The sequence below is a fragment of the Cocleimonas flava genome (assembly GCF_004339015.1).
Classification (GTDB): Bacteria; Pseudomonadota; Gammaproteobacteria; order Thiotrichales; family Thiotrichaceae; genus Cocleimonas; species Cocleimonas flava.
The window spans coordinates 590,295-614,891 of sequence record NZ_SMFQ01000003.1; the positions used below are offsets into that span (position 1 = coordinate 590,295).

23 protein-coding genes are annotated in these 24,597 nt (G+C 38.9%); 10 read left to right on the plus strand and 13 right to left on the minus strand.

Going from position 1 to position 24,597, the window contains the following annotated elements:
• Nucleotides 1-66: 66 nt before the first annotated feature.
• Both EV695_RS08675 and EV695_RS08680 read right to left on the minus strand, forming a co-directional pair.
• Nucleotides 67-1,089 carry an SLAC1 anion channel family protein gene (locus EV695_RS08675; protein WP_131905538.1) on the minus strand — a complete coding sequence of 341 codons (1,023 nt, stop codon included), beginning with the start codon at nt 1,087-1,089 and terminating at the stop codon, nt 67-69.
• Between the two features lie 253 nt (nt 1,090-1,342).
• Complete coding sequence (locus tag EV695_RS08680; protein ID WP_131905539.1) at nt 1,343-1,564, minus strand: KTSC domain-containing protein; 222 nt, start codon at nt 1,562-1,564, stop codon at nt 1,343-1,345.
• 510 nt (nt 1,565-2,074) lie between these two features.
• Here EV695_RS08680 and EV695_RS08685 point away from each other — a divergent pair.
• Nucleotides 2,075-2,587, plus strand: a complete 513-nt coding sequence (locus EV695_RS08685; protein WP_131905540.1) for a hypothetical protein — start codon at nt 2,075-2,077, stop codon at nt 2,585-2,587.
• 129 nt (nt 2,588-2,716) lie between these two features.
• On the opposite strand, the gene EV695_RS08690 is transcribed toward EV695_RS08685, so the two are convergent.
• Nucleotides 2,717-3,769 (minus strand): aldo/keto reductase, encoded by a 1,053-nt coding sequence (locus tag EV695_RS08690; RefSeq protein ID WP_131905541.1) that lies wholly within the window; start codon nt 3,767-3,769, stop codon nt 2,717-2,719.
• Between the two features lie 664 nt (nt 3,770-4,433).
• Between EV695_RS08690 and purM the strand changes: the two genes are divergently transcribed.
• Nucleotides 4,434-5,474: a phosphoribosylformylglycinamidine cyclo-ligase gene (gene purM / locus EV695_RS08695; protein ID WP_131905542.1), complete on the plus strand. Its 1,041-nt coding sequence runs from the start codon at nt 4,434-4,436 to the stop codon at nt 5,472-5,474.
• Nucleotides 5,467-6,135: a phosphoribosylglycinamide formyltransferase gene (purN, locus tag EV695_RS08700; protein WP_131905543.1), complete on the plus strand. Its 669-nt coding sequence runs from the start codon at nt 5,467-5,469 to the stop codon at nt 6,133-6,135. Before purM ends, purN begins: the two co-directional genes overlap by 8 nt.
• Nucleotides 6,136-6,171: 36 nt before the next feature.
• Here purN and EV695_RS08705 read toward each other — a convergent pair whose 3' ends face one another.
• The 6 genes from EV695_RS08705 to EV695_RS08730 form a co-directional block, all read right to left on the minus strand.
• Complete coding sequence (locus tag EV695_RS08705; protein ID WP_131905544.1) at nt 6,172-6,531, minus strand: hypothetical protein; 360 nt, start codon at nt 6,529-6,531, stop codon at nt 6,172-6,174.
• A complete protein-coding gene (locus EV695_RS08710; RefSeq protein WP_207907022.1) occupies nt 6,521-8,275 on the minus strand; it encodes a Na/Pi cotransporter family protein in 1,755 nt (584 codons plus the stop codon). Before EV695_RS08710 ends, EV695_RS08705 begins: the two co-directional genes overlap by 11 nt.
• Nucleotides 8,276-8,517: 242 nt before the next feature.
• Nucleotides 8,518-10,086 (minus strand): inorganic phosphate transporter, encoded by a 1,569-nt coding sequence (locus EV695_RS08715; RefSeq protein ID WP_131905546.1) that lies wholly within the window; start codon nt 10,084-10,086, stop codon nt 8,518-8,520.
• A 458-nt stretch (nt 10,087-10,544) separates the two neighbouring features.
• Nucleotides 10,545-10,958, minus strand: a complete 414-nt coding sequence (locus EV695_RS08720; RefSeq protein WP_131905547.1) for a hypothetical protein — start codon at nt 10,956-10,958, stop codon at nt 10,545-10,547.
• Between the two features lie 68 nt (nt 10,959-11,026).
• On the minus strand, nt 11,027-11,329 hold the full coding sequence (locus EV695_RS08725; protein WP_131905548.1) for a c-type cytochrome: 303 nt from the start codon (nt 11,327-11,329) through the stop codon (nt 11,027-11,029).
• A 150-nt stretch (nt 11,330-11,479) separates the two neighbouring features.
• A complete protein-coding gene (locus tag EV695_RS08730) occupies nt 11,480-12,388 on the minus strand; it encodes a LysR substrate-binding domain-containing protein (protein WP_131905549.1) in 909 nt (302 codons plus the stop codon).
• A gap of 145 nt (nt 12,389-12,533) precedes the next feature.
• Here EV695_RS08730 and EV695_RS08735 point away from each other — a divergent pair, with 145 nt between their 5' ends.
• Complete coding sequence (locus EV695_RS08735) at nt 12,534-14,366, plus strand: assimilatory sulfite reductase (NADPH) flavoprotein subunit (protein ID WP_131905550.1); 1,833 nt, start codon at nt 12,534-12,536, stop codon at nt 14,364-14,366.
• Between the two features lie 223 nt (nt 14,367-14,589).
• Nucleotides 14,590-16,356, plus strand: a complete 1,767-nt coding sequence (locus EV695_RS08740) for an NADPH-dependent assimilatory sulfite reductase hemoprotein subunit (protein WP_131905551.1) — start codon at nt 14,590-14,592, stop codon at nt 16,354-16,356.
• Between the two features lie 176 nt (nt 16,357-16,532).
• On the opposite strand, the gene EV695_RS08745 is transcribed toward EV695_RS08740, so the two are convergent.
• Entirely contained in the window at nt 16,533-17,921 is a 1,389-nt protein-coding gene (locus EV695_RS08745; protein ID WP_131905552.1) for a vWA domain-containing protein, read from the minus strand.
• A gap of 411 nt (nt 17,922-18,332) precedes the next feature.
• Here EV695_RS08745 and EV695_RS08750 point away from each other — a divergent pair, with 411 nt between their 5' ends.
• The 3 genes from EV695_RS08750 (at nt 18,333) to EV695_RS08760 (ending at nt 19,823) form a co-directional block, all read left to right on the plus strand.
• Entirely contained in the window at nt 18,333-18,986 is a 654-nt protein-coding gene (locus EV695_RS08750; RefSeq protein WP_131905553.1) for a phosphoadenosine phosphosulfate reductase domain-containing protein, read from the plus strand.
• An 88-nt stretch (nt 18,987-19,074) separates the two neighbouring features.
• On the plus strand, nt 19,075-19,359 hold the full coding sequence (locus EV695_RS08755; RefSeq protein ID WP_131905554.1) for a hypothetical protein: 285 nt from the start codon (nt 19,075-19,077) through the stop codon (nt 19,357-19,359).
• Nucleotides 19,360-19,490: 131 nt separating this feature from the next.
• Complete coding sequence (locus tag EV695_RS08760; protein ID WP_131905555.1) at nt 19,491-19,823, plus strand: cupin domain-containing protein; 333 nt, start codon at nt 19,491-19,493, stop codon at nt 19,821-19,823.
• 172 nt (nt 19,824-19,995) lie between these two features.
• Here EV695_RS08760 and EV695_RS08765 read toward each other — a convergent pair whose 3' ends face one another.
• From EV695_RS08765 to EV695_RS08775, 3 genes are all read right to left on the minus strand, one after another.
• Nucleotides 19,996-20,283, minus strand: a complete 288-nt coding sequence (locus EV695_RS08765; protein WP_131905556.1) for a DUF1127 domain-containing protein — start codon at nt 20,281-20,283, stop codon at nt 19,996-19,998.
• Between the two features lie 411 nt (nt 20,284-20,694).
• Nucleotides 20,695-21,366, minus strand: a complete 672-nt coding sequence (locus EV695_RS08770; RefSeq protein ID WP_131905557.1) for a PspA/IM30 family protein — start codon at nt 21,364-21,366, stop codon at nt 20,695-20,697.
• 11 nt (nt 21,367-21,377) lie between these two features.
• Nucleotides 21,378-21,659, minus strand: coding sequence for a YiaA/YiaB family inner membrane protein (locus EV695_RS08775; protein WP_131905558.1), 282 nt, complete (start codon nt 21,657-21,659; stop codon nt 21,378-21,380).
• Between the two features lie 1,140 nt (nt 21,660-22,799).
• Between EV695_RS08775 and EV695_RS08780 the strand changes: the two genes are divergently transcribed.
• Nucleotides 22,800-23,549 carry a hypothetical protein gene (locus tag EV695_RS08780; RefSeq protein ID WP_131905559.1) on the plus strand — a complete coding sequence of 250 codons (750 nt, stop codon included), beginning with the start codon at nt 22,800-22,802 and terminating at the stop codon, nt 23,547-23,549.
• 187 nt (nt 23,550-23,736) lie between these two features.
• Nucleotides 23,737-24,564: a hypothetical protein gene (locus tag EV695_RS08785; RefSeq protein ID WP_131905560.1), complete on the plus strand. Its 828-nt coding sequence runs from the start codon at nt 23,737-23,739 to the stop codon at nt 24,562-24,564.
• Nucleotides 24,565-24,597: the final 33 nt, after the last annotated feature.

Here is a 24,597-nt window from a genome sequence, read left to right on the forward strand (position 1 = left end):
GAGATACTGAAGCCAATTTATAACAGTAAACTTTGAAAGTTGTTTTGAAAACAGTGTTTCTCGTTATTATTCACCCACGCAAATACCTTTTTTACGGATCGCATTCAGCGTTGCCGCGATTATTATTCCAACGACAATAGTCACTAATACGAGCAACCCACTCGCTATCCATAGATAGATGTCTTTTTGGGTATTCTCATAAACAACAAAACTGCTGATGGTGATGGCGGCAAGTGGAAAAGAGTAAGCCCACCATGAAAGAAAAAACGGTAAACGAATAAATCGATTCGTTTGCGACAATAGCAGTAACGTTAAAAACAACGCCGCAAAATAAAGAAAATGAGCGAAATTATCCATGCCGCCATTGAGTCGCATATACGCCAAAAAACCCACCGCTGGTGGAGCAATCAATATAAAAAGTGTGGGCAGTAAATGCTTATCCATTGGGTCATGGAACAAAATGCGGTTGAAGAAAATAGTCATCAACACGATCCAGAACATCATTCCAATACTAAAGAAAAACCATGACACATCGGTATAGCCAAGCGTCACACCAGCTATTGGCACTAACACATTACCTACCGCCGGAATAAACCACGCCGGATTTATATGATTCACTTTGAAGTGTTCGTGATGCATCCAGGCGCTCACGATATAAAGGGTAAACCCTAGGTGCAATATGGCTCCGATAATCCACAAGGGACGTGAAATAGCTTCATTGATGTTCAAATACGTTATTGAAAGCAGGATAAAACTAATCGAAATACTGGGGAAAAAACTTAATTTAACAGGATGCTTGAGTTCCTTTTTAACGCTGGAAGTGTATTTGACTATTTTCGTTACATATAGAACAAACAACAAGACAAATACTACTGTAGCAATACCCACTAAAACAGGCGTGATAGCCATTTGAAGATTGTATGCGTGCTGAGCTTTCTCCCATGCTATGGTTAAGCCACAAAGACCCATTACGACAGAGAAAAAAGAAACCGGAAAGTTTTCTAAACGGTTTTTTTCTGCGATGTGGTTTTCAACACTGTTGTTTTCTGCGTTGTTGTTTTCTGCATAGTTGTGCTGTGATTTTTCCATAATCCATATCCTATATAGATTGTTTACATATTAGTTAGGATATTGGGACAGTAAGATGAAGTCGTCATTGATAAAACACAAAACTGACTTCGCCTTAGAATGAATTATGGTAAATATTTACACCAATACTTTCGATATTGCATGTGCAAATTCGAGATGTTTTTTTTTGATTATGATTGAAATTAACTACAGTTAATCAAAATACTTACCTTCAATAAGTACTTTGATGAACGGCAAAGCGCAGGATTTATTATTAACTGCCTACGTGTTCTACTTTGAATTTACCGTCGATATGTTCGTTGAAAAACTTATTGATCGTATCTGACGCGGCAAAAGATTTAAAAACATTTTCAGGAACGTTCACGTAGGGTGTATCAATCTCACTGCCCTGAAAATCTATAAACATCGTATTTACTTCTCTGCTGTAACCTATTCTATTTATTCTTGAGGTTTTAACAGTAACCCATTCAACCATATTTTTTCCTTTATTTCCCTAGCGACACTGAACAAATTGTTATTTATAACAATATATTAGCGCAACATTAAAATACATTATAGTTTTTTATTAAATTGTTTTTTAATGGACTCGTAAAATTAAGTCTTATGGTAAGTAAGCACTACCTAAAGAAAGGTTCATGTTAATTTTACAGAAAATTGGCCTCTCTTCTCCGCAACTTGAAAGCCGTCTACCAAACTACCACCTTTAACCTTTATAAAATGGTAATTTGTCACATTTTTGAAAAATTATTTGTTTCTCGCTTTTACTTAAATAAAATTAGTTACACCATAAAAACACGTATTCATCTATTCGCCTTTTCAATGATAAGTAGTTTTACAATTAGAATTAACGAAAAAACCGGAGGTTGGATTTTCCCAATTTCCATCTTTTAAATAATGTTAGATAAAACTTTACTTACAGATCGGATAATATGAGCCATCACTCGATTATATTCTAGTAATAGATAGACAAAACATGAGGAATGTCATGCCGAGAACAGCCTATAAACAATCAATCCTGATTCATAATGCCCGAGCAACCACTTTATTTGTTTTAATGATGACTTGCGCGTTCCTCATGCATGGTTGTTCATCCAGCGCGCATCAAAAGAATTATCACAACAATGGAAAGCTCATCCAGAACGTCAGTGCTGATTTTCGCGTGGGAGGTTTTTTCGGAACAACGTATGTCGTAAAAATAAAAGACAATGTACTTTCATACCGAACTTATAAACAAGGGGTTACCAGCGAATGGCAAAAACAAACGTTAAGCGCAGAGGATATCGAAAAGCTGGAAAGTAAATTTATTGAGTTAGATGTAGTCAACTGGGACAAGCAATACATTAACCCTAATATAATGGATGGGACAAACTGGTTTATTCAATATAGTTCTAAAAGAATAAAAATAAAATCGAGAGGCAAGAATAAATATCCGGATAGCTACAAAAGCATCATGACTTACCTATCGAAGGAGTTACTAAAAGGAAAGCCTTTTGCTTAAGTGCCCAATCGTTAATCGTCAACGATGGTGATTACAGGATATTGCCCCCCCCCCTACTTTAAGGCCTTTAAAAAAGTCCCTGTAAGTAGGGGGGGTGCCATGAATAGATTTAGTAATGAATAGTGTTGGTTAAAAAGGCACAGGGAATTGCTTAATCACATCATCAATTCCTGCCAACACCTCTTCAGATAGCGTCAGGTTATAAGCGTCGATATCTTCCTTGAGCTGCTCCATCGAGGTCGCGCCAATAATAGAAGATGTCACTCCATTAAACTGATACACCCATGCTAGAGACATTTGCGTTAATGACAGGTTATGACTGCTCGCTACTTTATACAATGCTTCAATTGCCGCGTGTGACTGGCTGGTGTCACGGAAAATGCCGTTACGCTGTTCGATCGTCCAGCGACAATTAGGCGGCAAGGCACCATTGCGGTATTTACCCGACAATGCGCCACCTGCCAACGGTGACCACGGAAGATAAGCCACATCATTCAATACACAGGTTTCAATTAAGTGTGGAGAATCCATTAAATGAAGAATGTTGAATTCATTTTGAATCGATACCATTTTAGGGAGATCATGCTTTTCAGCCAAACGTAAATATTCATTCACTCCCCAAGGCGTATCATCAGATAAACCACAATGACGAATTTTTCCTGCTTTTACGCAGTCACCCAAAGCCGTTAAAATTTCCAGATGCTCCTCGCGCTCCTGAGCTACATCGATCTCTGCATAGTTGACATCTTGTGGCCAGTGGCGATTAAAATGTGGGAATGGGCGATTTGGCCAATGCAACTGATACAGATCGATATAATCAGTTTGTAGACGTTTCAGCGAGCCATCCAATGCTTCTTTTAGCCCTTTGCCTGTGATCTTGCTACCATCACGAATCCACGAGATTCCCGGGCCACAGACTTTAGAAGCCAGTACAATATCTTCACGTTTATCTTTATTTGCGGCCAACCAGTTACCGATGTAAGTCTCGGTCAAACCCTGCGTCTCAGCCTTTGGTGGAACAGCATAAACCTCAGCAGTGTCGATAAAATTAATCCCTTGATCCAGAGCATAATCAATCTGCTCAAAAGCTTCTGCTTCTGTATTCTGACTTCCCCAGGTCATCGATCCGAGACAAACCTCGGAAACCTGTAAATCACTGCTGCCTAATTTTACTTTTTTCATATTATTTCTTTTGCACTCTCGCTTTGGGTGATTATTTATTAATAAATATTTGGATATGTATTTTGTCTACATTGTTTATTAATGTGTTTTATGTTGACGCTTTGTTCCTAGCTAAGTTACTAATTAAGTTACTGAGAAAGCACAGTAGATAGTAGATTCAGTTGTGATTTCAAACCTATATCTGGCATTTTCATATCTTTAATTCTAAGTAACATCAATATCATCTATGTAACATCTATCTAATAGTAGAATAGAATTCTACCCACAACCAAGTAACACATACAAATTGTGTTTTTTTGTCTTATGCAGATTTATTTTGTTTCCACCCCCCTACTTATAGGCACTTTTTTTTACTAAATTTTTAAAAGATGACTTAAGTCAAAATACGGGATGTTGCATTCGCTATTATATGCCTACCAAACATGTCTCTTTTGGTGATTGTGTTGGCTGGCAGCTAGATATTATTTCCTCCTCCTTAAGACCATCTAGTGCGCCAGCCATTTTTTTACGCTTTCATTTCGAATTCTCCACCTTTCTTTGCTAAATCACGGCTGTTCTTCAAAAAAACACTGATTTCTTCCCAATAGTTTCGAATAAATCCAGCAGAACTGATCTAGTTTCGTGTTAGAATCGCTTTTTTTAAAATACCCCCTTTGCACTCATTATGCCTGATTCTAAAACGCCCTTAACTTATCGTGATTCTGGTGTCGACATTGATACCGGTAATGCCTTAATTGATCGTATAAAACCACACACAAAACGCACAACACGCCCTGAAGTAATGGGTGGTCTTGGTGGTTTCGGTGGTTTAATGTCATTACCTACAGGCTATAAAGAACCGATTTTAGTATCGGGAACAGACGGTGTAGGCACAAAATTGAAACTTGCTATCGAAGCAGGTATCTACGACACCATCGGTATTGATCTAGTTGCGATGTGTGTGAATGACATTATCGTCACAGGTGCTGAGCCCTTATTCTTCCTCGACTACTATGCAACCGCAAAGTTAGACAATGACATCGCAGAAGATGTTATTAAAGGTATTGCAGAGGGCTGTGTTCAATCTGGCGCTGCGTTAATCGGAGGCGAAACCGCGGAAATGCCTGGCATGTATGCCAAAGGTGATTTTGACCTTGCCGGATTTAGTGTCGGAGTCGTTGAAAAATCAGAAATTCTAGACCCTGCAAATATCGAAAATGGCAATGTACTGATTGGACTTGCATCTACAGGACCACATTCAAATGGCTACTCACTGATTCGTAAAGTGCTAGAAGTTAGCGGAGCATCTCTATCTGATGCGTTTGATGGCGGAACCTTGGGCGAAGCATTAATTGCGCCAACCAAGATCTACGTTAAACCATTATTAGAGGCACTGAAAAAACACAAAATCAATGCCCTTGCGCATATCACAGGTGGTGGTCTTACTGAGAACCTACCGCGTGTTATGGCAGAAAACAGCAAAGGCGTGATTGATTTGAATAGCTGGGAAAAACCAGCCGTTTTTGACTGGCTGCAACAGCAGGGCAATATCGAAGAGCAGGAAATGCTACGCACCTTTAACTGCGGTATTGGCATGGTTGCAGTGGTTGATAAAGACGATGCTGCAAGTATTCAGCAACACTTTACAGATGCTGGCATCAATAACTGGGTAATCGGTTCTATCGAAAGCTCTACTGAGACTGAGCCACATATCGAATATGTCTAAGCCTGATTCCAACGATTTTAAAATCGTTGTTTTAATTTCCGGAAGTGGCAGTAATCTACAAGCGATTCTCGACAATATCGAATCTGGAAATATCGATGCAAAAATAACAGCGGTTATCAGTAATCGCGCAAATGCGTATGGTCTGGAACGCGCTGAAAAATACGGCATTGATGCCAAAGTGCTCGATCATACACACTACGAGTCAAGAGAAGAATTCGACTTAGAACTGCAAACACTGATTGATTCGTACACGCCAGACTTAATAGTGCTGGCTGGATTCATGCGTATTCTCAGCGATGGTTTTGTTGAGCACTACAACGGTAAACTAATCAACATCCACCCTTCTCTATTACCTTTATACAAAGGTCTTGATACGCATCAACGAGCATTGACAGACAAACAATCTGATCACGGTGCGAGTGTGCATTTTGTCATTCCAGAACTGGATGCTGGCAAAGTAATCATTCAAGGTATCGTCGATATTAAAGAAGATGATGATGCAGAATCTCTGGCTCAACGCGTACATCAAATCGAACATAAGATTTATCCGCATGCCGTGAAAATTTTGGCTGAAGGTCGTTTAGCCTATAACAATGGCGATGTTTTATATGACGGGAAACCGATGCTAGATTCCCTGAAGAAAAGACTGACAGACAGCTAGAGCTGGGTAAATAAACCACTAGGCCTTAGATATACCTTAAGATTTATCGTCTGTATCCTTGTCCATTTTTTGCTCATTGTCTTTGTCGATATCTTTGACGTTATCGTTATCATCTTTATCAATAACAGTATCATTACTCCGCTTTGATTCTTTTTGTTCTTCTTTTAATTGCTTGAGGAGCTTTAAACCTTTTTTTCGATGCGCGTGAATCAAGGCTAGTTCGTTTGATATTTTTTCTTTGTTACCGCGCCCTTCTGCGAATTTTAATTCGAGCTTTTTCTCACGTTTACGTAATTTATCCAGCACGTGCTTTAAGCACTTAATTTTGGATTTACGTTTTCGATTTTCGACGCCAAGGTATTCATCAGCTTTATCAATTAATTCACTAATCTTCATGCTTACCCTCCTTTGCTCCCTGCTCTGTTGTTTTACGTGCGGCAATTGCCTCGGCGGTCTCCTTTTCATCAAGCATCAGACTCTTTTCAATCTCATGCAATGTTGTATTCTGACTCTTAAACAGAATTGTGCCGATCTCTATCAGCTTGTTGGCAATGTTATTAGTATAGCTATGATCGTTCATGAGTGAGGTCGCCATCACTCCAGTGATATGTTTTTCGCGGATTAGTTGATTCATATCAGTAAAAAACTGCTTATCGGCTTCTAATACACCCACTTTCATTGCCTCAAGTGTGGCTAAAGCGGTTCTATGTTCATCAGGATCGTTCTGCAAATCAGACAATCCCCTTAAAATAGAACCCAGCCGAAAACGTATTTGGTTATATTCTGCACGAATATATGGGTTGGGATTGTTAATATAATGTGACAGATTTTTATGCAGATGCTGGATACTTTTGATGCTTTCCAGCATGGCTCTTCCCGCAGAACGTAATTCAAATACTTCATTACTTTGTTCTTGCGTCATATTCTCATTCGCCTTGCCAATAAAGTTAACGATCTCTGCATAGAGACCTTTTATTTTATTGGTATATTCTTCTTTGATATTGACCGGAATCGGTTTTCTGTGTGACTGAATAATCTCTTCTACCGGTATGTATGACTTAATATCCCTCTCTCTAAAACTCAAACCGTGACAGACAATGCCAAAATAGTATTTATAGAGGTTAAAGGTTTCTTTACGCACGGCTTCTAACGCCATCTCAGGCAGCTCCAAAGCCGCATCATTCAAATACAGAGGTTCAGCTATTTCATGTTCTTTTTCTGGTAATAGTTTGGTAATGAACAATCCCAGCTTATTAATAAATGGCAACATCAAGGCGATGCCAAGTAAATTAAATAAGGTATGAAATACCGCTAACTTCAAGGTGTAGTTATCACTGGCTATACCCAATTTAATCGATAACCAATCTACTGCTGTAATCAGTTGAGCGATTAAGGTAATGGCAACCAACCCGGTGACGACATTAAAAACCAGATGCGCTATCGCCAAACGTTTACCATTGATATTCGCACTGATCGAACCGATGATCGCTGTTACAGTCGTCCCGACATTGCTTCCAATAGCAAGCGCCAAGGCGTTTTCATAGGTAATTTGCTGACTAGCCAGCGCAGTGATAATCAACACCAAAGTCGCATGGCTTGATTGCATGATTACGGTGGCGATGATTCCGATTAGGGTATAGATTAATAAGCCTTTTAATCCTGATAAGGCATAAGCGGTCAAATCAATATGCTCACGAAAGGTTTCAAACCCTTCCTTCATATAATGAATACCGAGGAATAAAAAGCCTAAACCCGCCAGGATATAGCCAATACCTTTTAACTCTTTTGGTTTTTGTAAAACCAGAATAATGCCAAATACCAACATTGGCATCGCATAGGCGGATATATTAACTTTTAAGCCCAAACCAGCAACCAACCAGGCGCCTGTTGTGGTACCCAGATTGGCACCAAAAATAATGCCAATACCCGACGCTAGCGTGATCAAACCTGCAGACAAGAAAGAAATGGTGATGACCGAAACCAATGAGCTAGATTGCATGAGCGTGGTCGTCACCACACCAAAACTCATACTCTTCCATAAACCATTGGTGGTTTTATTCAGGATTTTTTCTAATAACCCTCCGGTGAAAGCTTTGAAGCCCTCTTCCAGAGAAAGCATGCCAAACAAAAATATGGCCACGCCCGCAGTAATCTCTTTCAGGTTAGGACTAACCCAAAACCCGTATGACAATATAGCGAAAATACTTAAAAGCAGTATATTCCTAAACATAGAAGTGATTATTCATTACGTTTTCTATTATTTTTCTTACCCTTCTTATTCTTAAATCAAACAACTCTTACTTAAATCACATAACCCTGCATCAAGCCTTTCAAAGGCTTTTCAGCTTACAAGACTCAGATTACAAGACTAGGATTTCAAGACTAGGGAAGCATCGCGCCTCTAATGGTGTAAAAAATCAATGCAGACAGTAATGCTGATGCGGGTACGGTAATCACCCATGCAGCCGCAATTTTCAACAGCGCAGATCTCTTTACGAGTTCTTGGCGATAGACCTTCTTCAAGCTTTTGGTTTCGCGTTTCGTAAACTGAGCATCAGTTTTGTTATTTTTCAGCTCTTTCAACATGATACGTTTGCCCGCAACATTGGCTTTCTGGAAGTCTTCAAGAAACACTTCAACCACATGCTGCTCTGAACCTTCATGATGATCAATGATTTCATCGACCATACGCTCGTATGACTTTTTCAGGTACTCACGTAAAAAACCAACACCAAAAATACCACCGACTGCAATATGCGTAGAACTTACGGGCAATCCTAATTGTGAGGCAATGATGACGGTTATCGAAGCTGCCATGGCAACACTAAATGCACGTAATTTATTCAATTCGGTGATTTCACTGCCTACAGTACGAATTAGTTTTGGCCCAAACAATGCCAAGCCCAGGACGATACCTAATGCACCTACCATCATTACCCAGAATGGAATTGATGCTTTACTATGAATGCCACCCTGTGTGATTGAATCATTGATCGCTGCTAATGGACCCACTGCGTTAGCAACGTCATTCGCACCGTGTGCGAAACTCAGCATGGCTGCGGCAAAAATAAGCGGTATGGTAAACAGGCTATTGATAGAGTCTTTCTCGTTTTCGAGCTTATCAGCCGCCTTAATAATTAGAGGCTTTATAATAAAATAGATCGCTAGTGCGATGAAAAAGCCCATGACAAAAGCCATTAGGAAATCTACTTTCCAGAGTTTTTTCAGACCTTTCATAATTAAATAGGTAGAAAAACTCCACGCCATTAATGACAACAACAACGGAACGATCTTTTTCGCCGCTAGAATTTTGTCATCTTTATAGGTAATGGTATGTTTTATAAAGTACAAAAATCCTGCGGCTATCAAACCTCCCAGCACCGGAGATATGACCCAACTAGAAGCGATAGCAGCCATCTTGTCCCAGTTAACAATTCCCCAACCACCGGCAGCTATACCAGCCCCCATTACCCCACCAACAATGGAGTGAGTTGTCGATACCGGAGCGCCCACCGAGGTCGCAAAGTTTAGCCACACAGCACCAGCCAGTAATGCCGCCATCATCAGCCAGATAAAGACATTGCTGTCCTGAATAATATCGGGGTTTATAATACCTTTTTTGATGGTACTGACCACATCGCCACCGGCTATCAATGCCCCTGCAGCTTCAAATACACCTGCAATCAAAATGGCCCCAACCAGTGTCAAAGCTTTCGAACCAACCGCTGGGCCTACATTATTAGCAACATCATTCGCGCCAATATTTAAAGCCATATAACCACCGATCATCGCTGCCACGATTAACATGATTCGATGCGGAACATCAGGAATATTAAAATGGGTATAGAGCATAATACCAATCATAAATACCAACACGATAGCCATGCGCAGCGATTCACTTTTACTGAAGCCCGTGTTTTCTTCAATTTTATTTATGCTCGACAAATCCATACAGTTATTCCTGTCATTGATGCTTTTGGCATCAACTTCTGATTACCATTAAGGGGAAATAAATCACGCTTTTAGAAAAGCGAAATTCTCATAGACTTAGTAATACACACCCATTCTTCTTCCTTTGACTAAATATGTCGAATGAATGTCTACTGATTACATTTATAGATCATGTTAAGGCTTATGTAAAAGCAATTCTCATCATTTATGACCTATATCAACAGTGATAGTATTTGACATCTAAATAACTATTTTTATAGCAAAATTTGTCTACTTATTTACCGACATATTTTATGTATTTTGTCTGTATAAAAAAGATAGAAAGTTATGAGGTATGGATTTCATAAAGAGACTTTAAATAAGAGACGAGAACGAGTAGATAAAAGCCTTTTACAAAAAAAAAGGAGCCACTAATTGTGACTCCTTTTTTATACAACATAATTAAATGAGGAAATGCGTTATTCAGGAACACCCTGCCATAACATCTCATAACCTAATTCATGAGTGTCATCACAGAAGGTTGCTAACTCGTCAAACTTCTCTTTGAACAGTTTGTCAGCATGTGATTTTTCATGTTGCTCAAACGATTTCCAATAAGTAATGATGGCAACTTCACCAGTCTTCACTTTCTCTGCTTTTTCTTTTTCGGCTGATGACTCAGCACCTACCGAACCTTCTTCTGAGATAAACCCAGCGTATTTAAAAACCTGACCACCGATAAAACCGCCTTTATCATCGCCATAGTTATTTTTAACTACATTGCACATTTCGCCGAGAGTTAACTCAACATCCTCAATACTAACGCCCTCTTTCAGGTCTACGACATTAAATAGCATGACGCAGCCAAAAGGTATTTCAATCGGGTGAAACATAGTTTTCTCCTGTTAATCTAATGAGTTATTGTTACTTATAAGATGGGGTAAAAATGATTAATTTCAATCTACTGCTTAGGGAATTTGTAGAAACTATCGTTCAGGTATTCAGTGATCTCTTCCATGTCTTCGTCAAACAGAGACGTACCTAAATTGGCATCACACATTCTCACCATTGACCCCAGACCTTTAAAATCTTTGATACGACGATCTTTGCGCGTGTAGAATTTTTCGTCGTGATTACCTCGATGACAATTAAGGCAATTCTCATCGTGTAAGGCTTTACCCGACATTTCCTCATCAGCAAATGCAGATACACTGAAAGCTGATGACAATAAGAGGCTACTTAAAGCTAATGATAAAAACTTCATAAATACTCCTTAAGGCAATAAATGGGTCTAATTAGTAGTAATGCTATTTACAGACCATACCAACTATTTATTATTTTTGTATATCCCAAAATAGTCATACTTTATAAGGTAAATGTATGAACTTATTCAGATTGCCTCAGACACGAGTTTTCACGATAAGTGCGACATATTTTTGCGCCCGTGCTCTACCAGTAAATCCACACAATCGTGCAGATAGCTCTTCATAAACTTACTTTTTACATACGCCACTGTGGTCGTGGAATACGGAAAAAACTCGGATAAATCTCGCATAATAAGATCACTATCATTCTGCTCCGAATACGCCATGCGTGAGATAATTCCCGCACCAAAGCCTAACCGCACGTAACTTTTGATCACGTCAGTATCCGTAGCCGCGAATGTCACATCCATCTCCAGCCCTTTTTCTTTAAAAGTCTCATGAATTTTAGTGCGACCTGTAAATCCAAACACATAGGTAAGCAGAGGAAATTCTGCAATACGCTCAAGCGTGAGCTTACCTTTTTCAAGCGGATGACCTGGCGGTACAATCAATGCATGGTTCCAGTCATAACATTTCTTTTTCACCAGATCCGCGTGTTCTGCTAATTCTTCGGTACAAACAGCGATATCGGCTTCACGCTTATGCAGCATATCGACCAATTGTGTTGGCTTCCCCTGAAGAAAGTGAATTTTGACTTTCGGGTATTTTTCACGGAACTGATTCAGCACTTCAGGCAAAAAGTATTTCGCCTGCATGTGGGTTGTTGCCAGACGTAATTCACCGACACGGGCATCACGATGGTCGTCTGCTACCGCTCTTATATTATCCATCGCCAATTCGAGTTGATCGACTTCTTTACAGATATCGAGACACAACGGGGTGGGTTCTACCAACCGTTTTCCTTTACGGATAAACAATGGCATGCCTAATTCATCTTCCAGCAAACTCAGCTGTCGACTAACCGCAGATTGCACCACATAAGTCTGCTTAGCCGCTTCGCTAATATTTAAACCGTTATTTAATAAAATTTTGAGTAATTGTAATTGTGTAATTTTCATATATCTAATTATGACATAAGGATAACGAATTATATCACTTTTATTGTTGTTTATTTTAAGAGATATTAGCTTCCACAAAATGCTGGGCAGTTAACACAGCAATTAAATCATTTATGAAAAAGCGAATTAAAGCGAGCAAATAATCATGACATTACTAAACCAACAACAAATACAGAAAGTGTCTTCAGCAGTCGAAGGCCTTAATGCGAATCAGCTTGCATGGGTGAGTGGTTATTTCTCTGGCTTATCTGCAAATGCCGATACGGGCTTACAGCATCAGATCACCGATTTATCTACTTCACAAACCAGCGCACAAACTAGCCCACAACTGCATACCGCAGAAAAAGTGACGGTATTGTACGGCAGCCAAACAGGTAACAGCAAAAAAATTGCAGAGTCAGTAAGTGCCGAACTTAAAACCAAAGGCGCTGATGTTACTTTAAAGAACCTGCTGGACTACAGACCGCAACAATTAAAGAAAGAACAGAAGGTTGTTCTTGTGATCAGTACTCATGGTAATGGCGAAGCACCTGATGAAGCTTTGGCTTTTTACAACTTCATCTATAGTGACCGCGCACCTAAATTAGACAACCTGGAATTTGCAGTGCTTGGTTTGGGTGATTCTAGCTACGACGACTTCTGCCAGACAGGTGTTGATGTTGATGCTAAATTTGAAGAACTTGGCGCAAAACGCTTTCATGACCGTGTCGATCTAGACCTTGATTTCGAAGTGGGTGCAAAAAGCTGGCAACAGGAAATCGTTTCTAAATTAGATGCGCTTAACGATCAAAAAACAGAATCGAATGACGCTCAGCATGTCGTTATCGACATCAATAGCAAACAAGCGATTAACACTGCTGAAACACAAAGCTGGAGCGAAGCAAATCCGTATCACGCTGAGATTTTAGCAATTACAAATCTGACCACAGATGATTCTGAGCAAGATGCTTACCACATCGAAATCTCAACAGAAGCTGAAGGTCTACGCTACGAACCAGGCGATATCATTGCGATTCTGCCAGAAAACAATACTGAACTGGTTGATGCAATCATCAAACAATTAGATGCAAGTGAAACCGAGTTGGTGACTGTTTCAGGCGATACAAGCTCATTACGCAATGCCCTAACGCATAAATTAGAAATCGCGAATCTTACGGCTAAAGTTGTAAAATCTTATGCTGAGTTAGTAAGCAACGAACCACTAAACGCGCTTACTGCAGATAAAGAACAATTAAAGCAATACCTTCACGGTTCTGACCTGCTCGACTTATTACAAGATTACCCGGGAGAGATTGCGACGGCAGACTTGTTATATATTTTACGTCCGCTGTTCTCTCGTCAGTATTCAATTGCCAGCAGTGAGCAAGTGCATACCGAAGAAGCACATATTTTAATCAAGCCTGTCTACTATGATCACAACGATAGAAAACACCTTGGTGTCTCTTCTAACTGGTTAATCGACAAACAAGCGGGAGATACAATCCCGGTTCACATCAAGCCTAATAGCGGATTTTCATTACCTGAAAGCAATGAAGACAAGATCATCATGATCGGTGCAGGCACCGGTGTTGCACCTTACAGAAGCTTTTTGTACGAACGTGAAGCACGTGAAGCGAAAGGCAATAGCTGGTTGTTCTTTGGTGAGCAACGCTTCCAGAGTGACTTCCTATACCAAACGGATTGGCAGCACTTCCTGAAGAATGGCACATTAGAAAAAATGAATGTTGCCTTCTCACGCGATCAACAAGAGAAAATTTATATTCAGGACAAACTACTAGAAGAATCAGCACAAGTGTTTGAATGGATTGAGCAAGGCGCGACGCTGTATGTCTGTGGTGATATTGACAGACTGGCACAAGGTGTTCATGACACGCTTCACAAAATCATTAGTAAACACTCAGGTTTAGATGACGACGGTGTAAGCAACTATATCGATCAGTTAAAGATCAATAAAAAGTACCAGCGCGACGTTTACTAACAGATAAAAAATGTAATAGGCACCCCCCTACTTACAGGGGGTTTTTTATTAAAAGCTAAAAACAACGAACAAACAGGAACAGGATTAATCATATTGAAAAAATTTTAGCGCCATCATAACCGTTAGCACCATTAACCACTCATTGATTGAGTGATCAGCAAACATAAGCTGAAATGTTAATACTGATATCGCTGAAATACTCCGTATGATTTAACACAAAACAATGAAAAACGTATTAGACCCAAGCAAAGAAATCATCAAACACCAGGGCGTGTTAATCAATGACAGCACCCCAGTGGAAGTTGCGAAAGATAAAGGTAACTACCTTCGTGGAACCTTAGTCGATACCTTTGCCGATCAAATAACAGGATCGATTCCCGCAGAAGACACTTACCTACTCAAGTTTCATGGAACCTATCAACAAGACGATAGAGACCAGCGAATCGTGCGTCAGGAAAAGAAATTAGAACCTGCTTACTCATTCATGATTCGCGTCAGAATTCCTGGTGGCGATTTAACTTCGGATGCATGGCTTGCACTCGATGCGATCAGTGACGAGTACGGCAATAAAGATTTCAAATTGACTACGCGTCAAGCGGTGCAATTTCATGGAATCATCAAGTTTGATTTAAAGCAGACAATCAAAGCGATGGATAAAGCACTACTCGACAGCATTGCTGGCTGTGGTGATGTCAATCGAAACGTCATGTGTGATCCTGACCCTACGCAATCAAAGATTCATGCACAGGTCTTCCCATGGGCGAAAAAAATCAGCGAACATCTGTTGCCTAAATCTCGTGCTTACCATGAAATCTGGTTAGATGAAGGTAATGGCGAAGGCAAAAAACAGGTTAATGCACCTGAACCTGAAGAAACCGTTGAACCGCTTTACGGAAAACTCTATCTGCCGAAAAAATTCAAAATTGGGATTGCGATTCCACCAAATAACGACAGTGATATCTACACCAATGATGTGGGCATCGTCGCTATCGTTAAAGATGAAGTGCTACAAGGTTTCAATATTGCCGTAGGTGGTGGCCTGGCAATGACGTTTGGTCGCACAGAAACTTACCCACGACTTGCGACCGATATTGCCTATGTAAAACCAGAGCAATTACTGGAAGTCGTGACCACAATCGTAGAAATTCAACGTGACTATGGTGATCGAACAGACCGCAGTCAGGCGCGTTTAAAATACACCATCGACCGCATGGGTTTAGACACATTCCAAACCATGTTGATCGAACGTCTTGGTTACGAGCTTGATGCACCTAAGCCGGTTGAATTCAAAACGTCAGCGGATAACTTTGGCTGGCATAAAGCGACCAATGACAAATGGCATCTACTATGTTTTGTTGAACATGGTCGCGTACAAAACGTCGAAGGCTCTCAACAAAAACAAGCCTTAAAAGAGATCGCTGAACTCGGTGTGTGTAAATTCAGACTCACGGGTAATCAACACGTATTGCTCGTCGATGTTGATGAAAACGATAAAGACAAAATTGAAGCGATCTTCAGCAAATATGGTTTATCCGCTGATGCCAGTCACCTTAGTGGACTGCGACGTAATGCGATTGCCTGTGTTGCACTAAACACCTGTCCGTTAGCAATGGCAGAAGCAGAAAGATACTTACCTAGTTTAATCACTAAAATAGAACCCATTCTAGAAAAGAATGGTTTGATTAATGATGAGATAAAATTCCGCATGACAGGCTGCCCGAATGGCTGTGGTCGTTCTGTAATGGGTGAGATCGGATTTATTGGTAAATCATTGGGTCGATATAATGTGTATCTTGGCTCAAGCCATCAGGGTGATCGACTCAGCAAACTGTATAAAGAGAATCTGGATGAGAAACAAATCCTCGAAGAGATGGATCTATTACTCACCGACTATGCTAACAATAGAAATAAGGACGAACACTTTGGTGATTATGTCATCAGAGCAGAATACGTCAAAGCAACGACACAAGGTCTAGATTTCCACGATTAATTCTTCTTCTCCTTGAGGATGATACTTAGTTAAATCTAAGATTGCGCTTATCCGTTATTACACATCATGTAATAACGGATAAGCCTTTATTACTATATTGAAGACCACCCCCCTACTTTTAGGGTGTTTTTTAGTAACATCTCCATCTCTTTTATTTCTAATACCTTGAGAAGACTCTAAAGACATAAGCCATTATCATACTTACCCACTTTTCTAATCATCTCAGCTTTACTCGGTTCTACACGACGACCCGATAACTCCGATGAAATCGTTCTGACCACCAGTTGATCCAATCGTGTCACCACATAACATGCCACATTCGGTTCTTGGTGTTTGTTACCCACACCCGAATCATCCGTTAAGAATTGATAGCGACCGTTACTGATTAAGGCAATATGTCGCATCAGATATTCTGCTTCATCCTTAACGCCACTGGCACCCAGTGGATAAATACGTATCCCTTTTTGATGAGCAATTTTAGCGGCATTAAAGGCTTTGTTTACACCGTTGATATGCGCGGGAGCATCTGCAATCAAGAACATCAATCTCGCGCGATTTCCTTTACCCCAATCTGCTCTTACACCCTTTTCAACGGCCGCATCTAAAGCTTCCGGGTAATCACCACCGCCATTTGCATTTTGCTTCTTAAGTAGTGTTTCCATTGCAGATAATGAGTTCTGGAATTTATAATGACGTACCACATATTGATCACCCACATCACGATAAACAATTAAACCATAGCGAATGCTAGTTTCTGGATGTAACCGTTTAACACGATTAATAATGCTTTTAAGCTCAGATTTAATATAGCTCAACTCATCCTGCATACTGCCTGTGGTATCAATAACAAACATCAGATCAAGTCCTTTAGGCAGTGTATTTTGCTGTCCTGTTAGAGTGATTTTTTGTACACCTGTTTTTCTAGTATTGATGACGGTTGTTTTAAGCGCTCGATTACGTTGTGAATCATTTGATAACAAGGTTACTGTTAATTTTGATGAATCGAGTTGAGGGATTTCATAACCAGGGTATAAATAGAAGTGGCCATCGCTACGCGTATAGTAAGTTTGTCCCGCAATTTTTAAATGCACATTACTCAATCCTCTACCTGTGGTATCCACCACCTGTAAATGAATCACACCCTTATCAATAACCGAAGGGTATTGAGCAAGATTACCATTTCCATTTTGTTTATCTTTAACTCTCTTTGCGTAGCGTTTGAACTCTTTAAAATTTAAATTATCATCAATTTCACCCGCCGTAAGAAGACCTGACTGAGGTATATGCGAGGGACGACTGGGCTTCTTTGTTAAGCCAGACGAACTCGAAGAAGAAGATGGTTTTGCAGCTACCCTGACCGATGGAGCAGATAAAGATTTTGCAGAAGAAGGGGAAGACGCTACAGGAGCGGGAGCCGGCCTAGGTGATGGTGCAGGCTCCAAAACAGGTTTAGAAACGTCACTCCCTTTATTTTTTGTTGCGGAAGATGTAGAAGTTGTAGAAACACTTGTACATGAAGAAAGTAAAACAGAGAAAAACACGAGTAGAAAAAAACGTAACAGCATTACAGCTCCCCTTAATTTGTATAGTTATTCATGAGTATAAAAAAGTTATATTCTGAATATCATTAAAAAACAACCATTCATTGAGTTGTCTATGATGACTGTCAATATCAAGAAACGGCATCAGCTTTTCTCTTCCGGTAATAAAATAAATAATTAGAAATGAATCGATCCAAAGTCACCCCCCTACTTACAGGCCTTTTTTTATTTCGTTCCTTCCTTTTTTTTATTCATTCTTTCCTCCCCAGCACTATTATCAAGGCATATACCCTTATCTAAAAGTTAGATACTTAAATCTAATTATATCGTTTTAACTGATGATAAATATAAATGATAATAGCATTCATACACTGAATACCGTTATTAATAAGCACTTTTCAGTACAAACATAATCATTAATTTTTAGGAGACATCATGTCAATCAACATAGAACAATTGAATGCCGAAGTGACAGGCAAATCACCACAGGAAATTATCAAAGCAGTGTTAGCAGCTGATTCAAACGCGTTTGTGACTACAAATTTCAGCCCGTATGAAACCGTCATTTTACACATGCTCACACAAGTTAAACCTGACATTCCTGTGGTATGGATTGACTCTGGTTTAAACAAGCCAGAAACCTATGAATTTGCAGAAACCGCAATCGAAGAACTAAACCTGAATGTATCTGTATATACACCAACTGTAACGGCAGTACGTTTAGAATCTGTATTCGGCGGCATTCCAACTATTGATGATGAGCGTCACGCAGAATTCACCAAGCAATTCAAGTTAGAGCCCTTCCAGCGCGCGATGAATTCACAAACAGATAAAGTCTGGTTTACCGCAGTACGCCGTGAACAAACAGCAGTCCGCGCAGACATGGAATACGTTGATAATGGCCCATTTGGTTTAACCAAGATAGCGCCTTTACTCGATTGGACTTTAGAGCAGATGGACGCGTACATCGAAAAGTACAACCTACCTAACGAAACAAACTACTTCGACCCGACCAAAGCAGAAGGCGATCGCGAATGTGGTTTACACACTTTAAAGGTAGAAGACCAGCCAATCGAAAACGCGGCGTAGTCAAAAAAACATACGCCACAGTAGAGACAAATCCCCCCTTGGCAATCACTATTTGCCAAGGGATATCAGCAAAATCCGGAAGGGCAATATGCAAGAAATCATCTTTGTAAAAAAGAAACTGGCAACCGGCGAATGGTGCGCTAAATGTATCGATGTATCTAATCGTTTAGAAAAAGATGGAACATTACAATATATAAATCGCATCGTGGTTGCGGACGTGAACGATGCGCAATCAGAAGGCATTCAATTAGCCTTAAAACATAATATGGACCGTGCGCCATTTTTTATCGTGACAGATTCAAATACCACCCAGATATTCGATGTGTATTTCAAATTCAAACGTCACATGCAACGATTTGCCACAGCGGCTTAATTAATCTCAAGCGTTGCTTTGATTGTTAAATAAAACAACCCACAAGCAAGATCAGGATATCTGGTTATTTGCATCGGAATGCTGTCTACTAACTGTTACTTTCTGTTTTGTAATCCAAAGGTGTAACAACAATGGCGACCCATCATGCAAAATCCGGCGAACTCGTAGACCTCAAAACCTGGGCGAATGATTTAAAAAAAGAACAATCCAAAGCCATTACAAAAACCAAAGGACTGGAGCTTGCTCGCATTGTGATTGAAGCGGGCGCAGATATGCATCACTCAGATTATTGTAGTGTAGCAGGTGCAACGGTATTTCAATGTATTGAAGGGCACGTGATATTGAAATTGCCTGATGAAGAAATCTCCATCCAACAAGGTCAATTAGTGTACCTGGATGCGGGTGTAAAACACGCCTTGAGTGGCGTACAGAAATCAGTTGTTTTACTCACTATCGTTTTATAAAGAACAGGCTTATTGCTATTCTCAATACGCTTATCAAGATAGATGAGTATTATACTAACTGGCCCGCCGTTGTTACTGAGGGCATTACTTAAAATTACTACTTAGTTACTTGTTACTATTTTCAGGTGTTTACTTGTCTTAGAACAAACAGTCTAAGACTGCTTAAACAATATTAAGCAGCTTTAGGTGTTCTAGGCATCTGTGGCGCTTCTGTAACAGCTTCTTTAGCTTTTAGTGTAGTTACATTATCAGGGATAAGCTTAGAAATTTCTTCTGCTTTCCAAGGGTATGCGTTTACGCCAATTTCCAATAACGCTCTTGAAATACCTAAATCAGCTAATTGCTTATCAGATAACAAGCGTAATTCCTGTGCTGTACGTGCATAACCAGAAAGTCTCATGCCTTCATTGATGCCACCGACTAAACTACTTAATCCGTTTACTATTTTTCCTACTATCATTGTGTTTACCTCTTAAATTGTTTTCAAATTATTTTAATATTCGAATGCGCAAACCATTTTGCGTTTCGATGTGTCAATTTTAGAGTTTTAAGAGAACTTCACAAGCGAGTTAATATTGCCTGATTGTATAGTTTTAGTAACCAATAGTGATTATTAAAAAGTTGTAATTATTTGTTTTTATTATTTTATTCCAATACGCTTTTTTGAAGTGGCGTATTTTCGAAGTGCGCGTACTTTAGTAAATTTTCGCCTTCACCGCCAGTAAAATTTCACAAAAAAAATCGCAGCATGTAACATCAATTTTCGACATTACACCCTGCGATTATTTCCTCCGTTTTTAACAACAATTAACTACAATTAACTATAATCAACGTTAATTAACTGTAATTGACCGTAAGAACAGAACATCAGTTAATCAACCGACTTCTTAAATCGTGCGAGCACCTCCTCGGCTCTCTTCTTGTTAATCTCTTGTGAACCTGGCTCACCGCGAATATGCGATTCGATATTCTGCATCGCCAGCATTTTGTCATCGAAATTTTCATGCTTCAGCTTAATCCGATCCAGTGACTCCTGCATTCGCGAAAACGTGTGGCTGTGTTTATTCGCATGTACCGAAATCTTGCCGACACTCTTTTGCGTCTCCTCAACCGCTCTCGCCATGTTCAACTCATTCCGGTATTTCGACAACGTAAACGCCGTGCGCTTTAACGCCTGTAGCAGATTCGTCTCATAATCCTGTAGCTGATCATGTTGCTGTTGCTGCGTTTTCACCCAGGTTTCAAGCTGCGCCAATTCCTCAGCCAGTAACAATGCCGAAGTCTCATCACCCTGCTCTAGCGTATCGCGAATCTCCTGTTCCTTATTTGCGACTCGCTGTTTCTGCGCATCGAGTTTGCGTTTAATGCTGAGCTTTTCCGCCACCACATTCGACAAATGTAATTTAGACTCCTTAAGGCTCGCCTCGCATTCGTAAATCTCCTGCGACAAGATTCGAAGTGATTGCGCATCAACCGCATTTTCCAACACTTCCCGAGTACCACCGCGAGCGGCAGTCGATAATTTCTGTATAAATTCAAACATAATCAACCCTCCTATTCCGCGTATTCTTTAAGAATTTTATTGGTCTTCGCTTCACTGATTTTGCGATTAATACTCTGCGCCTCGTGTTCATCACGCATGGTTTTAGACATAATGATTGTCGAACTAATCAAAAATAGTGAGTTCAATGCGAGGTAACCGCGCATTAACAGACTGCCTTCCATAAAGAAGATGAAACCCAGCATCGCTGCGATAGATATGCCGAAGGTCAACCTTACGAAAAGTAACCAGCCTGTAGAATTAGATTGAAGTGATTGTAATGTAGCAGTACTCATGGTCTTTCCTCTTTTGCTTTAAAAAGCATTTCGTTTTGTTTGTTAATAACTGTTTTATACTCTTTGTTTTAAACGTTGTTTTTAACGTTGTTTTGAACTTAGTTTTAACGTTGTTATTAATGCAAAGTTACAAGTCCGAATGTGTATGTCCCTGTAACTGGAAACGAAGATTAGAGAAAGGTATTACAATCAACAATTATTCTAATAAAAAGTGTGATAAGCGCACCTATGAGTATTAATTAGTGATACTTAAACTCGATTTGAGGAAATATGAGTGTGGCAATGAATAGAACTGACTAAGTCTATAAAGATAAAGTCACCCCCCTACTTTAAGGCACTTTTTTCTAATTTATAAAAATTCAGAGCTAGGTTAAAAATCGACATATTTCAGTAAATGAATGAGAATAATTTCTCACAATAGTCTTGAAAGGTACTTGCTTATTCTTAATAGATAATCTTTACGTCCAAAACAAGTCATTCCGTATAGTATGATATTTAATGCCTGACTATTTTAAACATCCAGCTATAGCGTCATTAGCACTCATAAATTGAGCTAATCTGTATAGTAAGATATTATTTGGGTCTGTATAATAAGCTGTTATGTTTCAAAAAACTAAAAAGTACCAAAAAATACAGGCGTGTCATGTAAATGACAATTTAAATTTATGAGTTCTATATCCAAATCACTAAGATTTTCAGAAATAACAACTTATTGGGCTTATATATTTTCAGGCGTCTCTGTAATTAACATTGCATGTTTAGCTAGTATCACCAGTGATGGCTCTTGGGGTCTACCTCTTTCCTTTTGGTTATTGCCTGTTATAGGCTTTTTATATTTTATTTTTTGGTTGCTAAGTATTGCCAATTTTTCAAAGTATCATAGTGAGTTAAGTAAATTTAAAAAGTATTATATTTTATTAATAATTCATATTCCGCTGATACTTTACGGTATATTTATCGTTATAAGTTATATATAAACATAACAAGTTACATCATCGGAAAAAAGACTCGCTCACGCTCGCATTTTTCCGCTGTGTAAGGCGTTATGCAGTAAAGAGAAACCGATCTTATCTACGAAAGAACTGTTTTTCCGGCTAAATTATAGGTCTTGAAACAACTTTATCAAACAGGTGAAATTAAGTGGGTCAACAAGGAATTTGCAAACTTTGTGGTAATGTAGAACATCTCAGAAAGTCACACGCCATACCCAGCTCATTTATTAAAGAAACTCTAAATAGCAGTGGCTGGGCTTATACTTTTCGAATGGAAAATAAAGGGTCACCCGAAAAAACTGGAAATGACATTAAAGACTACCTTCTTTGCGAAAGTTGTGAACAGTTTTTAAGCAAAACATACGAGCATCCATTTATAACACTTTTAAAAAATGACAGTGTAGACAGAGGAAAAGCTTCTCTTAAAAAAACATTACACGGACACACATTTCATTTTGGGAGTAAAAAGCTATCTAGCATTCATGCTATTAACTTTATAATATCTATATTTTGGCGATGTTCATTGCTTGATATAGATCTTTTTAAAAATTTCACACTTCCTGATTCCTGTCTTGAATGGATGAAGGAGATTGTAATAGAAAACAAGAAACCTGAGTCTAGACTTATTGGAATAGAGATTAATACTTTGACTGACTCAACCGAAAGATATTCTAGTGAGGCTTTAAATCAAATAATCGTCGCTCCATTTATGTTTGAAGATCATCCCAGACCGATTATTGGAATAATATTTGGAGGGTATTTATTTAAAATTATAATTCCCAACAATAGAATAAATGATAGGCATTCGTTATTACAACAAAACACAAAAACCTACCTTGCTAAAAATCAAGAATTGTTGGAAATACCTAATATTAACGATACATTAATTATAAATTAAAGCATTACAATATAAGAAAAATCACAGTTATTTCATTGCTTGATGTAAGGCATAACAAGTGACTGTTGTTGGAAAACCATACGCTGCGCTTCTGTTTTCCACAAAGTCAGACGTTATATTTCTTGATGAAAAAATTTGAAGATTATTTTTTCCAACAATCGTCACATGTAAAGGAAGAAATGGATTCATGAAAAAGAAGTGTATGGTCTATAAGTATAGTGATGAAAATATTGGACTTATTGATTATAGAATGTTGCCGCCTAAAATTGTTTCGCCACATGATGAGCCATCTATGGAGCTTATTCAAAGAGACGTTGATGAGATAAAGGTTTCAAAAAATGAAGAGTTATCTTTTTTTACGCCCAGTATCGTTTCTATACAGTTAAATGTTGCAAAACCTGCATTACTTCGCTGTGGAGTATTATCTAAAGAATTGAAAGCTCTTGCAGAGAAACAGAAAAAAAGTCTGGAAACAAAAGAACATGAGCAACTTATAAAAGACTCTTTGGTTTTGTATGAGTATTTAGAATGCGCTCAAACTGCAATAATGTTTAGTTTTACTGCAATTGAAACTTTCTTTAATCTGAGTATTCCTGAAGACTACGAATACAAAAGAACTAGTAAACTTAAAACAGAAATATTTAACAAATCTCAAATTGAACGATCTATCTCCTGGAAAGAGAAGTTAACTAAGATTATCCCAGAAATATATAATATTTCGGATTTTAGTTTGGAGCCATTCTGGGGGCATCTTCATCAGCTAATACAAATTAGAAATGATATTGTTCATCAGAAAAGCTCTGAAGATACAGAAATAGTTCAAAAGCTTATCAAGCTTAAAGTACCAATTGTTTGTTTTTCTGCAATCGAGCTAATAGAACACATTTATATTAAGGCTTCTGAAAACGAATCAATTCCAGAGTGCTGTGAGAGATTCCCTATTGTTAGTGCTGATAATATTTGGTTAATAAAAAAAACTAGCTATTTAAAGCCAGTTAATGATGACTTAACATAACAAGTAACTGTGGTTTCAAGTTATTTCATAGAA

Bases quoted from the DNA above. Each gene is read 5' to 3' on its own strand.
- EV695_RS08675 (WP_131905538.1), bottom strand. From the start codon at position 1,089: ATGGAAAAATCACAGCACAACTATGCAGAAAACAACAACGCAGAAAAC.
- EV695_RS08680 (WP_131905539.1), bottom strand. From the start codon at position 1,564: ATGGTTGAATGGGTTACTGTTAAAACCTCAAGAATAAATAGAATAGGT.
- EV695_RS08685 (WP_131905540.1), top strand. From the start codon at position 2,075: ATGCCGAGAACAGCCTATAAACAATCAATCCTGATTCATAATGCCCGA.
- EV695_RS08690 (WP_131905541.1), bottom strand. From the start codon at position 3,769: ATGAAAAAAGTAAAATTAGGCAGCAGTGATTTACAGGTTTCCGAGGTT.
- purM (WP_131905542.1), top strand. From the start codon at position 4,434: ATGCCTGATTCTAAAACGCCCTTAACTTATCGTGATTCTGGTGTCGAC.
- purN (WP_131905543.1), top strand. From the start codon at position 5,467: ATGTCTAAGCCTGATTCCAACGATTTTAAAATCGTTGTTTTAATTTCC.
- EV695_RS08705 (WP_131905544.1), bottom strand. From the start codon at position 6,531: ATGAAGATTAGTGAATTAATTGATAAAGCTGATGAATACCTTGGCGTC.
- EV695_RS08715 (WP_131905546.1), bottom strand. From the start codon at position 10,086: ATGGATTTGTCGAGCATAAATAAAATTGAAGAAAACACGGGCTTCAGT.
- EV695_RS08720 (WP_131905547.1), bottom strand. From the start codon at position 10,958: ATGTTTCACCCGATTGAAATACCTTTTGGCTGCGTCATGCTATTTAAT.
- EV695_RS08725 (WP_131905548.1), bottom strand. From the start codon at position 11,329: ATGAAGTTTTTATCATTAGCTTTAAGTAGCCTCTTATTGTCATCAGCT.
- EV695_RS08730 (WP_131905549.1), bottom strand. From the start codon at position 12,388: ATGAAAATTACACAATTACAATTACTCAAAATTTTATTAAATAACGGT.
- EV695_RS08735 (WP_131905550.1), top strand. From the start codon at position 12,534: ATGACATTACTAAACCAACAACAAATACAGAAAGTGTCTTCAGCAGTC.
- EV695_RS08740 (WP_131905551.1), top strand. From the start codon at position 14,590: ATGAAAAACGTATTAGACCCAAGCAAAGAAATCATCAAACACCAGGGC.
- EV695_RS08745 (WP_131905552.1), bottom strand. From the start codon at position 17,921: ATGCTGTTACGTTTTTTTCTACTCGTGTTTTTCTCTGTTTTACTTTCT.
- EV695_RS08750 (WP_131905553.1), top strand. From the start codon at position 18,333: ATGTCAATCAACATAGAACAATTGAATGCCGAAGTGACAGGCAAATCA.
- EV695_RS08755 (WP_131905554.1), top strand. From the start codon at position 19,075: ATGCAAGAAATCATCTTTGTAAAAAAGAAACTGGCAACCGGCGAATGG.
- EV695_RS08760 (WP_131905555.1), top strand. From the start codon at position 19,491: ATGGCGACCCATCATGCAAAATCCGGCGAACTCGTAGACCTCAAAACC.
- EV695_RS08765 (WP_131905556.1), bottom strand. From the start codon at position 20,283: ATGATAGTAGGAAAAATAGTAAACGGATTAAGTAGTTTAGTCGGTGGC.
- EV695_RS08770 (WP_131905557.1), bottom strand. From the start codon at position 21,366: ATGTTTGAATTTATACAGAAATTATCGACTGCCGCTCGCGGTGGTACT.
- EV695_RS08775 (WP_131905558.1), bottom strand. From the start codon at position 21,659: ATGAGTACTGCTACATTACAATCACTTCAATCTAATTCTACAGGCTGG.
- EV695_RS08785 (WP_131905560.1), top strand. From the start codon at position 23,737: ATGAAAAAGAAGTGTATGGTCTATAAGTATAGTGATGAAAATATTGGA.